We start from the raw sequence: 14,322 nt of genomic DNA, 5'->3' as shown, positions 1-14,322 counted from the left end.
ATTACTACAATTTTTAAATGAATAAAATCATAAATTAGGAGGAGGTGCTTGACATGAAACTTCACGAACTTAAACCTGCAGAAGGTTCTCGTAAAGAGCGTAATCGTGTTGGTCGTGGTATGAGTTCTGGTAACGGTAAGACATCAGGACGCGGTCACAAAGGTCAAAAAGCACGTTCAGGTGGCGGTGTACGCCTAGGCTTTGAAGGTGGACAATTACCATTGTTCCGTCGTATTCCAAAACGTGGTTTTACAAACATCAACCGCAAAGAGTATGCTGTTGTGAACATTGATGTTTTAAATCGCTTTGAAGAAGGTACAGAAGTAACACCTGAATTATTAATTGAAACAGGTATCGTTCGTAACGCAAAATCTGGAATTAAGATTTTGTCTAACGGCGCAATCGAGAAAAAACTTACAGTGAAAGCTAACAAATTCTCATCAGCTGCTAAAGAGGCTATCGAGGCTGCTGGTGGAAAAACTGAGGTGATCTAATGTTTTCGACGTTGATCAATTTTTTCAGAGTTGCAGACATTCGTAAGAAAATCATGTTTACGTTAGCTATGCTAGTCATTTTCCGTATCGGAACATTTATTCCGGTACCGGGAGTGGACGCAGCTACAATTCAAAAATCGATGGAAACAGGGATTTTAGGATTCCTGAATACTTTCAATGGTGGTGCGCTGAAGAACTTCTCTATCTTCGCGATGGGTGTTATGCCTTACATTACCGCATCGATTATCGTGCAACTATTACAAATGGATGTTGTGCCCAAACTTACTGAGTGGTCAAAACAAGGTGAGATGGGACGTAAGAAATCCAACCAATTGACGCGGTATTTAACTATTGGACTAGGACTTGTCGAAGCTTTCGGTATGGCTTTTGGTTTCAATAGATTGGCGGGTTCTGGCTTTATTATTGATCCTTCTATCCCTCAATACTTAGCAATTGCGGTTGTTCTTACAACTGGTACAATGTTCCTGATGTGGTTAGGTGAACAAATTACTGTGAGTGGCGTTGGTAATGGTATTTCCATTATTATCTTTGCTGGTATCGTGGCTCGTATTCCGGATGGCATACGTTCTCTCTATGTATCACAAATTGAAGACGCTGGTGATCAGTTGTTCATGCGCGTTCTGATTCTTATCGCCATTGCCGTGGCAGTTTTAGCGATCATTGTGCTCGTTATTTACTTCCAACAAGCATTGCGTAAGATTCCAATTCAATACTCAAAACGTGTCGCTGGTGCAAAAACTGGTGGAGCGCAAGCAACGCATTTACCGCTTAAACTTAACTCTGCTGGGGTTATTCCGGTAATCTTTGCAAGTGCCTTTATCATTACACCGCAAACTATTTTGAGCTTTGCCTTCGTTGACTCAACCAGCCAAGTCGTGAAAGTCTTAAAACAAATTTTTGACTATACGCAACCGATTGGTATGTGTCTGTACGTGGCCTTGATCATCGCATTTACTTACTTCTATGCGTTCATTCAAGTGAATCCTGAGAAAGTTGCAGATAACTTGAAGAAACAAGGTGGCTATATTCCAAGTAAACGTCCTGGCCGTGAAACACAAGAGTATCTTACTAGTGTGCTTTACCGCTTAACTTTTGTTGGTGCGCTTTTCCTTTCTGTAGTTGCAATCATGCCTACAATCGGAGCTGCTGTATTCAATCTTCCGCAATCTATCGCCATTGGTGGTACGAGCTTGCTGATTGTTATCGGGGTAGCCCTTGATACAACAAAACAATTAGAAGGACAACTTGTGAAACGAAATTACCGAGGATTTATCAAATAAACACGTGGGTCGGCTGAGGATCAAACCTCATGCCCCGACGTGCTACTAAATAAAGGGGCGATACAGTTGAAACTAGTGTTAATGGGACTGCCCGGTGCCGGTAAGGGTACGCAAGCTGAAAAAATTGTAGCGAAATACAATATTCCTCACATTTCAACTGGGGATATGTTCCGCGCAGCAATAAAAAATGGCACAGAATTAGGTCTGAAAGCTAAATCCTTTATGGATAGCGGCAATCTAGTTCCTGACGATGTGACAAACGGTATCGTTCGTGAGCGCTTAGCTGAAGATGATGCTAAGAATGGTTTCTTGCTTGATGGGTTTCCACGTACTGTTGAGCAAGCCGAGGAATTAGAAAGTATTCTTTCGGACCTTGGAACAAAGCTTGATGCTGTTGTTAACATTCAAGTAGATAAAAGCAGCCTGATGAAACGTCTGACTGGTCGTTGGATTTGTCCAACATGTGGTAAAACGTATCATGAAGTTTTCAATCCTCCGAAACAAGCGGGGATTTGTGACATCGATGGTGCTACTCTTTACCAACGTGAAGACGATAAAGCAGAAACTGTGGAGAATCGCTTAAATGTTAATATCAAACAAACGCAACCATTGTTAGATTTTTATGGTGAAAAAGGAACTTTGTTTGCGGTTAACGGAGAACAAGATATTGATGTCGTGTTCGAAGACGTAGATAAGATTCTAGCTTCATTTTAAGAAATCATCGCTTATTTTACAGTCGGTACCTATGTAGTGCAAAATGTTTTGTTTTGTAGTATAATGGGTAATTGGCAGTGCAGTGAGTAACAACTATGCGAAACATGATGAACGAGAGATTGTCTGAAGATCATCTGGATAAATAGGAATGCTACTGGAAATAGTGATATGAAGGCGTTCGAACTCGAGCCAGATGCACTTGTACTTCCATTTTTGCGGGACCGTACTTTTACCGATTGTCTGAAGATGTATAAAATTAATTCCTTGTCGTGGGGAACGATTTTGGTATGTCTAGCGTTTTTTCATGTAATAAAATTTTACGCGAAAAGAAATGGCAGACCTGTAAATGGTCCAGTTAAAAGAGTAAGGAGGTAGCAACTTATGGCAAAAGAAGATGTAATCGAAGTGGAAGGTACAGTGGAAGACACATTGCCTAACGCGATGTTCAAAGTTGTACTAGAAAATGGTCATACTGTTTTAGCTACAGTTTCTGGCAAAATCCGTATGCACTATATTCGTATTTTACCAGGTGATAAAGTAACGGTGGAGCTTTCCCCGTATGACTTGACACGTGGCAGAATCACTTACCGTTTTAAATAAGAAATTATCGGAAATGAAATTATATACCGGTCTGGTTCGCCAGCTATGTTTTAATCGGTTTATAGAGACATTTTCTCTAGTAAACAAGGAGGTATATCTACATGAAAGTAAGACCATCAGTAAAACCAATCTGTGAGAAATGTAAAGTTATTCGCAGAAAAGGTAAAGTAATGGTAATTTGTGAAAATCCGAAACATAAACAAAAACAAGGATAAGAGGAGGTGCTTTTATAAATGGCACGTATTGCAGGTGTTGATGTTCCGCGCGAAAAGCGTATCGTAATATCTTTGACTTACATCTATGGTATCGGTAACCAAACGGCTAAAGATGTATTAAAAGAAGCAGGTGTTTCTGAAAATACTCGTACTCGTGATTTAACTGAAGAAGAACTTGGTAAAATCCGTGAACTAGTTGACAAAATTAAGGTTGAGGGTGATCTTCGTCGTGAAGTGAACTTGAATATCAAACGTTTGATCGAAATCGGTTCTTATCGTGGCATGCGTCATCGTCGTGGTCTACCAGTTCGTGGACAAAACACGAAGAACAACGCACGTACTCGTAAAGGCCCATTAAAAACGGTCGCAGGTAAGAAGAAATAATTATTAGTAAGTAAAGGAGGTAGTTTGTGAATGGTACGTAAAACTAATACTCGTAAACGTCGTGTGAAAAAGAATATCGAAGCTGGTATTGCACACATTCGTTCTACATTCAATAATACAATTGTAACGATTACTGACATGCACGGTAATGCAGTAGCATGGTCAAGTGCTGGAGCTTTAGGCTTTAAAGGCGCTCGTAAATCAACACCTTTCGCAGCGCAATTAGCGGCTGAAACGTGTGCAAAAGCTGCACAAGAACATGGTTTGAAAACTTTGGAAGTAACAGTTAAAGGACCAGGTTCAGGACGTGAAGCAGCAATTCGTGCTCTTCAAGCGGCAGGTCTTGATGTAACTGCTATTAAAGATGTGACTCCAGTTCCTCATAACGGATGTCGTCCTCCAAAACGTCGTCGTGTCTAAGTAGTCGTATTTTGTTCGCAACTTTGAACTATTGTCACGAGATTCTTCATAAGGATCTTAGCCAAAGAGACGTTTTGAAGGAGGGTAAATTTGAATGATCGAAATTGAAAAACCGAAAATCGAGACGATTGAGATCAGCGATGATGCCAAGTATGGAAAGTTTGTTGTAGAGCCACTAGAGCGTGGATATGGTACAACTTTGGGTAACTCCTTACGTCGTATTCTGTTATCTTCTCTTCCTGGTGCTGCAGTGACATCTATCCAAATCGATGGAGCGTTACATGAGTTTTCTGTAATCGAAGGTGTAGTAGAAGATGTAACAAGCATGATTTTGAATATCAAGAAACTTGCGCTTAAAGTGTATGCCGAAGATGACAAAACTTTGGAAATTGATATGCAAGGTCCTGGGGTAGTAACTGCCGGCGATATTAACTATGATAGCGATGTTGAGATTCTGAATCCAGATCTTCATATTTGTACACTTAGTGATAACGCGAAATTCCATGTTCGCTTGAATGCGGCGCGTGGTCGTGGTTATACACCTGCGGATCAAAACAAACGTGAGAATATGCCAATCGGTGTGTTGCCAGTTGATTCGATTTTTAGCCCGGTTATCCGTGTTAACTATCAAGTGGAAACAACACGTGTTGGACAATCCACAAATTATGATAAGCTAACTTTTGACGTTTTAACGGATGGAAGTATTAGCCCTGAAGAAGCTGTTTCCTTGGGAGCAAAAATTCTTACAGAGCATTTGAATATTTTTGTTGATTTAACGGATGAAGCCCAAAAAGCGGAAATCATGATTGAAAAAGAAGAAAGCCATAAAGAGAAAGTGCTTGAGATGACAATTGAAGAATTGGACTTATCTGTTCGTTCTTACAACTGTTTGAAACGCGCTGGAATCAATACAGTACAGGAATTAGCTGACAAATCTGAGGATGATATGATGAAAGTTCGTAACTTGGGTCGTAAATCTTTAGAAGAAGTAAAAGTGAAACTGTCTGATCTTGGCTTAGGTTTACGAAACGAAAATTAATTTTTACTTTGTGAAGGAGGGAAATCCATGGGTTACAGAAAATTAGGTCGTACTAAATCGCAACGTAAAGCATTGCTACGTGATCTAGCGACTGATTTAATCGTTTTCGAACGTATCGAAACAACTGAAGCGAAAGCTAAAGAGATTCGTTCTGTCGTTGAAAAATTGATCACTTCTGGTAAAAAAGGAGACTTGCATTCTCGTCGTCAAGCAGCTGCTTTTGTTCGCCACGAAGTTGTTAACGTGGTACAAAAAGAAGTGAAAGATAAAGATGGTAACACTGTGACAAAAAATCGTCCAGTTTACGCTTTACAAAAATTATTTGATGATGTTGCTCCACGTTACGCGGAACGTCAAGGCGGATACACTCGTATCATGAAAAAAGGTCCTCGTCGCGGTGATGGCGCACCAATGGTTATCATTGAATTAGTATAATGCATGTGTTAAAGCAAGTGGAGTGTTATGATAGAGCGGTTCGCCGTCTTTGTCTAGCTCTGTGTGTCTTCTCTCTCGCAAAAGGTGTGGAGAGAAGCGCAGGCTTTTTTTTGTTGTGAATCAAGGGGAGACCCTTATTCACGATCTTACATATGCGAAAAAGACTTATCGGCGCTAAGCTGATAGGTCTTTTTTGTGCGTTCTTGTTTAAATGACAGTAGTCGGATATAATGATTTATAGGACGAAAACTGGATAAAGTGACTGGAAAAAGGGATGCTGTTTCTGGTATGATTGTAGAGTTGGATGAATATACTGATTTTGCTGACAAAGGAATAGTATACATAATAGGGAAGGGTGTTTTTAGTATGACGGAGCGAATTTCTGGGAAGACGCAGTTGATTGGGTTATTGGGTACGCCGATTTCTCATAGTTTATCACCAAAAATGCATAATGAGGCATTTGCGAAATTGGGATTGGATTATGTTTACTTGGCTTTTGATGTTGGGACGGAGCAGTTAGCGGATGTGGTGCAGGGGTTTCGGGCTATGGGAATTCGTGGTTGTAATGTGACGATGCCGAATAAGGTGTTGGTGAAGCAGCATTTGGATAAGTTGTCTCCGGCGGCGGAACTTGCGGGCGCGGTGAACACGGTTGTGAATGATGATGGCGTTTTGACGGGGCATATTACGGATGGAACGGGGTATATGCGGGCTCTCGCGGAAGCTAAGATTGATATTATTGGGGAAAAAATGACGATTGCGGGTGCTGGTGGTGCTGCAACGGCGATTTGTATTCAGGCTGCGCTTGATGGTGTGAGGGAAATCTCGATTTTTAATAGGAAGGACGAGTTTTACGAGCGGGGAGAGCGGATGGTGCGTGATATTAATTCGAAAACGGATTGTAAGGCGCAGTTGTTTGATTTGGCTGATTTGGAATCCCTACGGAGCGAAATGGCGAGCAGTGCTATTTTTGTTAATGCGACCTCGGTTGGGATGAAGCCGCTTGTTGGGCAGAGTGTTGTGCCGGATGTGTCTTACTTGCGTCCTGGTTTGATTGTGTCGGATGTTGTGTATGTGCCTGCAAAGACGCGTTTGTTGGAAATGGCGGATGAGGTTGGGTGCACGACGGTAAATGGCCTTGGAATGATGCTGTGGCAGGGTGCGAAGGCTTTTGAAATTTGGACTGGGGAAGATATGCCGGTTGAGGATATCAAGGCGTTACTTTTTTGAAAGGGGGAGCGGAGATGAGGACTGTTTCGGTGAGAGATGTCGTGATCGGTGAGGGTGCGCCTAGTATTTGTGTGCCTATGGTCGGTGAGACGGCGGCGCAATTGATCGAGGAAGCGCGGATGTTGGTGGATCTTGATCTGGATGTCGTGGAATGGCGTGTGGATTTTTATGAAGACGTCGCGGATACGGAGAAAGTGAAGGTGACTTTGCAGGAGATTCGTGGGATTTTGCGGGAGATACCGCTGATTTTTACGTTTCGGAGTGCGAAAGAGGGCGGTGAGCGTGATTTTCCGGTGGCGAGTTATGTGGCGCTGAATCGGGAAATTGCGGCGACTGGCATGGCGGATATCGTGGATGTGGAGCTGTTTACGGGGGACAAGGAAGTGGCGGAACTTGTGGCGGTGGTGCATCAAGCGGGTGCGAAGGTGATTATGTCGAATCATGATTTCGAGAAGACGCCGAGTGAGGATGAGATTGTGGCGCGGCTTGTGAAGATGCAAGAAATGGGCGCAGATTTGCCTAAAATGGCGGTGATGCCGCAATCGGTGGCGGATGTGTTGACGTTGCTTAGTGCGACGAATACGATGCGTGAAAAATATGCGGATCGTCCGATTATCACGATGTCGATGGCGGGAACGGGTGTTATTTCGCGTTTGGCTGGAGAGATTTTTGGCTCGGCGTTGACGTTTGGAGCGGCGAAAAAGGTTTCTGCGCCTGGACAGGTTCCTGTGGATGAGTTGCGCCGAGTGTTGACGTTGTTGCATAAAAGCGTGAATGGATGACTAGTGCCTCTTGGGAAAATGGCTTTTTTCTTGAGAGGTTTGGCTTCATTAGTGAGACTGGGAGGGAAAAGGATGGAGAAGCAGATAGAACTCGGCAAAGTTATCACAACAAAGAAAAAATTTAGATATTGGATCGGCTTATTACTTGGATTTGGCTGTTTGGTGAACTATTTTGATCGGATTAATTTGACGGTTGCTGGGCAGGTTTTGATGGATGAACTGAGTATTTCGCCGGCGATGTTCGGTATTTTGTTGTCGTCTTTTTCTTGGACGTATGCGTTGATGCAGATTCCGATGGGGGTTGTGCTGGACCGGATTGGTGTGAAATGGCTGAATCGGGTTTGCTCGATTGTCTGGGTTTTTGCGACGGGATTGACGGCTTTTATTAGTGGATTATTGCCATTATTTATTTTGAGATTATCGCTAGGTGTGGCGGAGGCTCCGGCGTTTAGTGCGGCTTCGAAGGCGACGGGATACTGGTTTCCTCTGAAGGAACGTGGATTTGCGACGGCGATGTTTGATATGTCTTCGAAGTTGTCGAATGTGATTGGTGTGCCAATGGTGGCTTTTATTATTGCAAAATGGGGCTGGCGTGAGGCTTTTCTTGTGACGGCGCTGATTAGTATTGTGTACTGTGTTTGGTTTTGGATGTTGTATCGGGACCCTGAGGAGCATCCGCGGCTTTCGAAGGAGGAACTGGATTATATTCAGTCGGGTGATGTGCAAAAGCAGGTCGCGCCTGGTGAGGGGAGTCGCTTGGTATATTTGATGAAGCAGCGGAAGTTGTGGGCATTGGCGATCGGTGCGGCGGCGTATAATTATTCGTTCTTCTTGTTCTTGACGTGGTTGCCGAATTATTTGATGCGGGAACTTCATTTGGATATTATGAAATCGGGACTGTATACGGCGATTCCGTGGGCTTGTGGTGCGTTGTCTAGTGTCTTGATTGGTGGGCTGTTCGTTGATTTTCTGATTAAGCGGGGATTTGATCCGTCGAAGGTTCGGAAGTTATTTTTGACGATTGGCATGTTGCTTGGGCTTGCGGTGATTGGAGCTGCAACGACGAAGGACACGCAGACGGCGATTATTTATTTTAGCATTGCGGTGTCGGGAATTTGTATCGCGTCTACGATTAACTGGTCGATGCCGTCGATTCTAGCGCCGAATGGTTCGGTTGGGACTGTGGGCGGTTTTATGAACTTTATTGGGAATTTGACGGCGATTGCTGCTCCGATTGTAACTGGGTTTATCGTTGGTGCGACGGGAAGTTTCGCGATTGCTTTTGTTGTGGCGGGCGTCGTGATGCTGGTTGGAATTTTATCGATTACGGTGTTCTTAGGGCGCATTGAAAAAATTCCGGATGAGGAGAAAAAGACGATTTCGGACTGATTGCTAGGCTCGGCGTAGGCTGGTGTCGTCGCATTTGATGACGGCGAGAATGACGCCGAGCGCGATCATGTTGCCGAGTGTCGAGCTGCCGCCGTAACTGATGAATGGCAGTGGAATCCCGGTTAGGGGCATGAGGCCAATGGTCATCGCGATGTTTTCGAAAATATTGAAGGCGAACATCATGGCAAAACCGGCGATGACATATGTGGAAAAACTGCTTTTCATGTGTAGTGCGGCGATGATGAGTTGGTGGATGAAGAGCATGAACAAGATGAGCAGGAAACTGGCGCCGATGAAGCCGAATTGGTTGCCGATGGTGCTGAAAATCATGTCGGTGTGGCTTTCTGGGATGTAGACGGATGGTGAGTTGCTGCCAGACATGGTTCCGGAGCCGATTGCTTTTAGGGAGCGGTCGACTTGGTAGAAGGAATTGGGATCGCTTGCTGGGTCGAGCCACGTGTTGATGCGCCGGAATTGGTAGCTTTTGAAGCCGATTTTTTCGAGTAGGTGGACGTGGTAGACGACGAGATAGAGGCCACCGCTTACTGCGACGACGAGTGATGTTAGGATCGTGATGATGAGTTTGCTGGATTTTAGGGCTAGGATGCTGATCGTGAAGGCGCTGACGAAGTAGACGATGGTTGTGCCGAGATCGGGCTGTTTCATGATTAAAAGGAGAACAACGCCGGCGAGCGACCACGTGATGAGTAGCTGCTTCCAAATGACGCGTTCGTATGTTGCCGCAAAATGGGCGATGACGACGATGAACATCGATTTGGCGATTTCTGATGGTTGTAGGGAGAATCCGGCTAGCTGATACCAACGTGTCGCGCCATTAATTTTTGATACGAGTGGGTTTGGAATGAGGATACCGGCGAGCAGGATGAGCATGGCGAAGTATACCCAGAGAATGTTGGCGCGGACGAAGGTCATGTCGAGTTTTGATAGGAGAAATACGGCGACGAAGCCAGCGATGATGAAAATCACTTGCATGCGGAAGAAGTTGGCGTCGTATTGATTGGTTTGTTGGGCCATGAAAATTGCTAGGCAGCTAATCATGGATAGTAGGCAGATGATGACGACTAGGCTTTCGCGGAGTCTATTGTTGGTTTGCATGGAGATTCCTTCTTTCTGTGAGGGTTATTTGGCGTTCGGCGCTGATGAGAAATCCGACGCCGCACGATAGGGTGATAATGGAGGTGCCGCCGAAGCTGATAAATGGCAACGGGACGCCGGTGAGTGGGATCATACCGCTGATGCCGCCGAGGTTGAGTACGGCTTGGACGGCGATCCAGGTCGCAAAACCGATACAGACGGAAGTGTCGAATGCTGATTGGCTGCGAAGTGCGATGTGGAAGGCTTTTCCGATGAAAAACAGGATGAGACTCATGGTCACAAGAATGCCAATGATGCCAAGTTCTTCTGAGATGACTGCGCTGATGAAGTCGGTATGGGATTCGGGCAGGAAACCGAGTTTTTGGACGCTTTGGCCGAATCCTTTGCCGAATATGCCGCCGTCTGCAATCGCGTAATAGCCGTTTCTGAGTTGGTAGGAGGCGTCGAGATTGGCTTCGCTGAACGGGTCAAGGAACGCGAAACGACCAAGCCGAGCCTGACTGAAAAAATCGGGATGGAGCAGGTACGTGATGCCTAGGCTGAGGGCGACGAACAGGATGACGGTGAGCGCGAGTTGGCTGAGTCTGCGTGCGGATAGCCCGGATGTGAGCAGTTGGGCGGCGAAAATACATAGAACGATGAAGCTTGTGCCTAAATCAGGTTGCAAAATAATGAGACCTGCGCATACGAAGATGTAGGCAATGAGTAAGTACGTGACGCGATTGGAGCGCGCCATCGTTGCAAAGTAGTGGACGATGAAGTTGGCGGTAACAACGATGAGTAGCATTTTGACGAGTTCGGTTGGTTGAAGTGTGGCGCCACCTAGTTGAATCCAGCGCTGGGCGTTGTTGGTCGCTGTACCGGTAAGTAGAACGAGAAGTAGCAGGAGGACAGCGACGCCGCCTGCTATTTTCATCGTTTTTTTAGAACAGAATGGTGTTGTTTTTAGTTTGGCAAAGAAGAGTAGGCAAGCGAGGCCGATTGCGTAAAACATGGCTTGACGAACGGCGAAATGGTTGCTTGCTACATCGTAACGGTTGCCTGCGGATGCATAACTGGCGCTGTAAACCATGAGGCAACTCCAAATTCCTGTGGCGAGATAGGCAATAATAAGGATGCTATTCTGTTTGGTAAACATCGGCTTAAATCCAATCATGGAATTTCTTGATGTAGAGATTTTTGGCGATTTGGACGGTTATCATGTAGCCTACAAGAATCGCGATGAGCCACGGGAAGTAGCTGAGCGGTAGGCTGACAAGTCCGATGTTGTGACCAAGCGACGTGAATGGAATGATAATACCCAGACCCATCACGATAAGGGTGGAAATCATCACTGGCGCAGCTGCGCGACTTTGGATGAATGGAATTTTTTCTGTGCGAATCATGTGGACGACGAGCGTTTGTGTGAGCAGGCCGACAACGAACCAACCGCTTTGGAACAGTGCTTGTTCCGCGATCGTATTGGCGCTAAAGACGAACCACATGAGGGCGAACGTGAGAATATCAAAAATCGAGCTGACTGGGCCAATCAGAAGAATGAAGCGCAGCATGTTTTTGCGGTCCCATTTCCGTGGCTTTTTCAAGAAGGATTCGTCCATTTTATCCCACGGTAGCGTCATTTGCGACACATCGTACATGAGGTTTTGCAAAAGTAGATGAATCGATAGCATTGGTAAAAATGGCAGGAAGGCGCTGGCGACAAGCACGCTAAACACGTTTCCAAAATTGGAGCTGGCTGTCATTTTCATGTATTTTAGAATGTTTCCGAAGACGTTACGACCTTCCGTTACGGCATCGTTTAGTATCGTTAAACTCTTTTCGAGTAGAATAACGGAGCTTGCGTCCTTGGTTATATCGGCGGCAGTATCAACAGAGATTCCGACGTCTGCTTTGCGCAGGGCTGGTGCATCATTGATTCCATCACCCATAAAACCAACTGTGTGGCCGTCTTTTCGAATCAGGTGAATGATGCGGGATTTCTGAGTTGGTGTGAGCTTGGCGAAGATGTGGTGGGTCCTCGTTGCTTCGGTCAGTTCGTCATCATATAGGAAATCAATATCGGAACCGAGCAGGAATTTCTCTGACGGAATGCCGACTTGCTTGCAAATGGTTTGCGCGACGATTTCGTTGTCACCTGTGAGAACTTTGACGGTAACGCCGTGATCATGCAAAGAGGCAATCGCGGGTTTTGCAGATGGCTTGGCGGGATCTAGGAAACCGAGGAAGCCAATTAGTGTCATATTTTGCTCATCGATGACGGAGAAGGTTTCTTTCTCGGTCTTGGTTTTCGTCGCGATGGCGATGACGCGCATTCCGTTGCGATTCATTTCCTCACATTGCGTGTGGAGGCGTTTTTTGATTGGGTCTGTGAGCTCGATAATCGCGCCGTTTTCTTCAAGTGTGGAGCAGACGTCGAACATTTCGGTAATCGCGCCTTTTGTAATCATTTGCAGGCTGTCTTTTTTGCGCAAAATAACGCTGAGACGGCGGCGGGCAAAGTCAAACGGGATTTCGTCGATTTTTTCTGGGGTTGTGAAACGTTTGCTATCACCTGTTTTTTCCATGTGTGAAATGATCGCGTGGTCCATGATGTTTTTCCAGCCGGTTTGGAAGTGGCTGTTTTGGAAGGCGAGCGCTAGGACTTTATCGGACGTTTCGCCAGTCGTATCAATGTGTTCGATGAGTTCGACTTTATCTTTGGTCAGCGTGCCGGTTTTGTCAGTGCAGAGAACGTCCATCGCGCCTAGGTTTTGAATCGCGCTCAGCTCTTTGATGATGACTTTCTTTTTAGCCATGCGAACGGCGCCTTTTGCGAGATTGGTGTTGACAATCATCGGAAGCATTTCGGGCGTAAGTCCCACGGCTACAGCAACGGCGAACAGAAGCGCTTCGGTCCAGTTACCTTTCATGATGCCATTGATCAAAAAGACGATTGGAACCATGACAAGCATGAGGTACATCAGTAGTTTGGAGATGGATTTGACGCCTTTATCAAAACTGGTTTCGTCACGTTTGGCGAGAGCTTCTTGAGATAGGGAGCCGAAAATCGTGTGGTCGCCGGTCTTAAGAATTAGCGCCTTACCTTGACCGCTAATCACGTCGGTGCCCATGAATGCCAAATTGTCTCGTTCAAAAATGCTGAAACTTTTTTCGGTGGCTTCGACGAATTTTTCAACGGGAATCGATTCGCCAGTGAGTGGTGATTGGTTGATAAATAGGTCTTTGGCTTCGACGATTCGCGCGTCCGCTGGGATAATGTCGCCGGTTGAGAGGAAAACGATATCGCCTGGAACGACATCCACAATCGGAATTTCGCGTTGCATGCCGTCACGAATAATCGCGGTCGTATTTTCTATCATATTTTTCAAAGCGAGACTAGCTTTTTGGGCGCGCATCGATTGGGTGAAGCTCAGAATGACGCTAAATAGGATCATCAGAGCCATAATGATGGTCGCCTCGATGTCGGCCGTTACGTAAGAAATAATCATTAGGAAGGCAAGAATATAAATAAATGGGTTGTGAAAAGCCTTGGCCAGATTGACATACCACGGTGTTGGCTTCTGTTCGGCGGTGATATTTGGGCCAAATTTAGTGCGACGTCTCGTAACTTCGACTTCGTTTAGGCCTTGTGTCGTTGTTTTGTATTTCGCGATCGTCGCGTCTTTGTTTGCTGTGGAATCTTGGAGTAGTGTCCGGTTCACTTCTTGTTCATTACGTAACTTGTTTAGTGCTTTTTTCATTGTATTATCCTCCGATTCAGTTCGAAACTGTCACGGCTTTTTTAGGTTTCTGGTGGAGTAAAAGCCATTCCAGTCCGTTATTACGTTCGATGATTCAGGTTCTGCAGGGTCGTCTTCTAAAAATTGTGGCATGTTACTCCACCTCCGTTCTATATAAATTGACAATAATAAATATAATAGCAGAATTTTCATTTCATGCTTTATTACGCACAAAAAATCCCTACCCGTCTAGTGACTTTGGCAGAGATTCAGAATTTTATGCGCATAAAAAAACATACTATTCCCCTCGCTAAAGATTTGGCACTATACAACGTAAAGAAAACTGGTTTCTTAGCCACATTATGGAAAGCCTTAATCCGACAATCCCTGTTCAACCCATTGGCGTCTTTGGACATTTTTGGGCAGTGGCATATGTTCATATAGGAGCCTCACTATACAGGTCGTTCAGCGTGCCCACAAACGC

At 45.2% G+C, this 14,322-nt stretch carries 15 protein-coding genes and 1 riboswitch; of the genes, 12 read left to right on the top strand and 3 right to left on the bottom strand.

What is annotated here, in order from left to right:
- Positions 1-53: 53 nt before the first annotated feature.
- From rplO to EP58_RS13865, 12 genes are all read left to right on the top strand, one after another.
- Positions 54-494 (top strand): 50S ribosomal protein L15, encoded by a 441-nt coding sequence (gene rplO, locus EP58_RS13920; RefSeq protein ID WP_036065517.1) that lies wholly within the window; start codon positions 54-56, stop codon positions 492-494.
- Entirely contained in the window at positions 494-1,795 is a 1,302-nt protein-coding gene (gene secY, locus EP58_RS13915) for a preprotein translocase subunit SecY (RefSeq protein WP_036094359.1), read from the top strand. The genes rplO and secY overlap by 1 nt, the downstream gene beginning before the upstream one ends.
- A gap of 66 nt (positions 1,796-1,861) precedes the next feature.
- Positions 1,862-2,509, top strand: a complete 648-nt coding sequence (locus EP58_RS13910; protein ID WP_036094358.1) for an adenylate kinase — start codon at positions 1,862-1,864, stop codon at positions 2,507-2,509.
- A gap of 381 nt (positions 2,510-2,890) precedes the next feature.
- Positions 2,891-3,109, top strand: coding sequence for a translation initiation factor IF-1 (gene infA / locus EP58_RS13905; protein ID WP_036060296.1), 219 nt, complete (start codon positions 2,891-2,893; stop codon positions 3,107-3,109).
- Between the two features lie 101 nt (positions 3,110-3,210).
- Positions 3,211-3,324 carry a 50S ribosomal protein L36 gene (gene rpmJ, locus EP58_RS13900; protein ID WP_003156543.1) on the top strand — a complete coding sequence of 38 codons (114 nt, stop codon included), beginning with the start codon at positions 3,211-3,213 and terminating at the stop codon, positions 3,322-3,324.
- A gap of 18 nt (positions 3,325-3,342) precedes the next feature.
- Positions 3,343-3,708, top strand: a complete 366-nt coding sequence (gene rpsM / locus EP58_RS13895; protein WP_036060303.1) for a 30S ribosomal protein S13 — start codon at positions 3,343-3,345, stop codon at positions 3,706-3,708.
- 30 nt (positions 3,709-3,738) lie between these two features.
- Complete coding sequence (gene rpsK, locus EP58_RS13890) at positions 3,739-4,128, top strand: 30S ribosomal protein S11 (RefSeq protein ID WP_036060306.1); 390 nt, start codon at positions 3,739-3,741, stop codon at positions 4,126-4,128.
- A gap of 94 nt (positions 4,129-4,222) precedes the next feature.
- A complete protein-coding gene (locus tag EP58_RS13885) occupies positions 4,223-5,167 on the top strand; it encodes a DNA-directed RNA polymerase subunit alpha (RefSeq protein WP_036071402.1) in 945 nt (314 codons plus the stop codon).
- 27 nt (positions 5,168-5,194) lie between these two features.
- On the top strand, positions 5,195-5,602 hold the full coding sequence (rplQ, locus tag EP58_RS13880) for a 50S ribosomal protein L17 (protein ID WP_036060310.1): 408 nt from the start codon (positions 5,195-5,197) through the stop codon (positions 5,600-5,602).
- Between the two features lie 366 nt (positions 5,603-5,968).
- Positions 5,969-6,832 carry a shikimate dehydrogenase gene (locus tag EP58_RS13875; protein ID WP_036094452.1) on the top strand — a complete coding sequence of 288 codons (864 nt, stop codon included), beginning with the start codon at positions 5,969-5,971 and terminating at the stop codon, positions 6,830-6,832.
- Positions 6,833-6,846: 14 nt separating this feature from the next.
- Complete coding sequence (aroD, locus tag EP58_RS13870) at positions 6,847-7,614, top strand: type I 3-dehydroquinate dehydratase (RefSeq protein WP_036094357.1); 768 nt, start codon at positions 6,847-6,849, stop codon at positions 7,612-7,614.
- A gap of 72 nt (positions 7,615-7,686) precedes the next feature.
- Positions 7,687-9,003: an MFS transporter gene (locus EP58_RS13865; RefSeq protein ID WP_052165065.1), complete on the top strand. Its 1,317-nt coding sequence runs from the start codon at positions 7,687-7,689 to the stop codon at positions 9,001-9,003.
- Between the two features lie 3 nt (positions 9,004-9,006).
- Here the strand turns inward: EP58_RS13865 and EP58_RS13860 are convergent, their stop codons facing one another.
- The 3 genes from EP58_RS13860 to mgtA are packed head-to-tail and all read right to left on the bottom strand — an operon-like array spanning position 9,007 to position 13,859.
- Positions 9,007-10,119, bottom strand: a complete 1,113-nt coding sequence (locus EP58_RS13860; RefSeq protein WP_036094355.1) for an FtsW/RodA/SpoVE family cell cycle protein — start codon at positions 10,117-10,119, stop codon at positions 9,007-9,009.
- Complete coding sequence (locus tag EP58_RS13855; protein WP_036094449.1) at positions 10,103-11,257, bottom strand: FtsW/RodA/SpoVE family cell cycle protein; 1,155 nt, start codon at positions 11,255-11,257, stop codon at positions 10,103-10,105. The genes EP58_RS13860 and EP58_RS13855 overlap by 17 nt, the downstream gene beginning before the upstream one ends.
- Before the next feature lie 4 nt (positions 11,258-11,261).
- Positions 11,262-13,859: a magnesium-translocating P-type ATPase gene (gene mgtA / locus EP58_RS13850; protein WP_036094354.1), complete on the bottom strand. Its 2,598-nt coding sequence runs from the start codon at positions 13,857-13,859 to the stop codon at positions 11,262-11,264.
- A 275-nt stretch (positions 13,860-14,134) separates the two neighbouring features.
- A riboswitch (M-box (ykoK) riboswitch) is annotated at positions 14,135-14,306 on the bottom strand.
- Positions 14,307-14,322 lie beyond the last annotated feature (16 nt).

The organism is Paenilisteria newyorkensis (assembly GCF_000766145.1).
Taxonomy (GTDB): Bacteria; Bacillota; Bacilli; order Lactobacillales; family Listeriaceae; genus Listeria_A; species Listeria_A newyorkensis.
The sequence above is the reverse complement of the archived record's forward strand: the minus strand, read 5'-3'. Positions and strand labels throughout refer to the sequence as shown.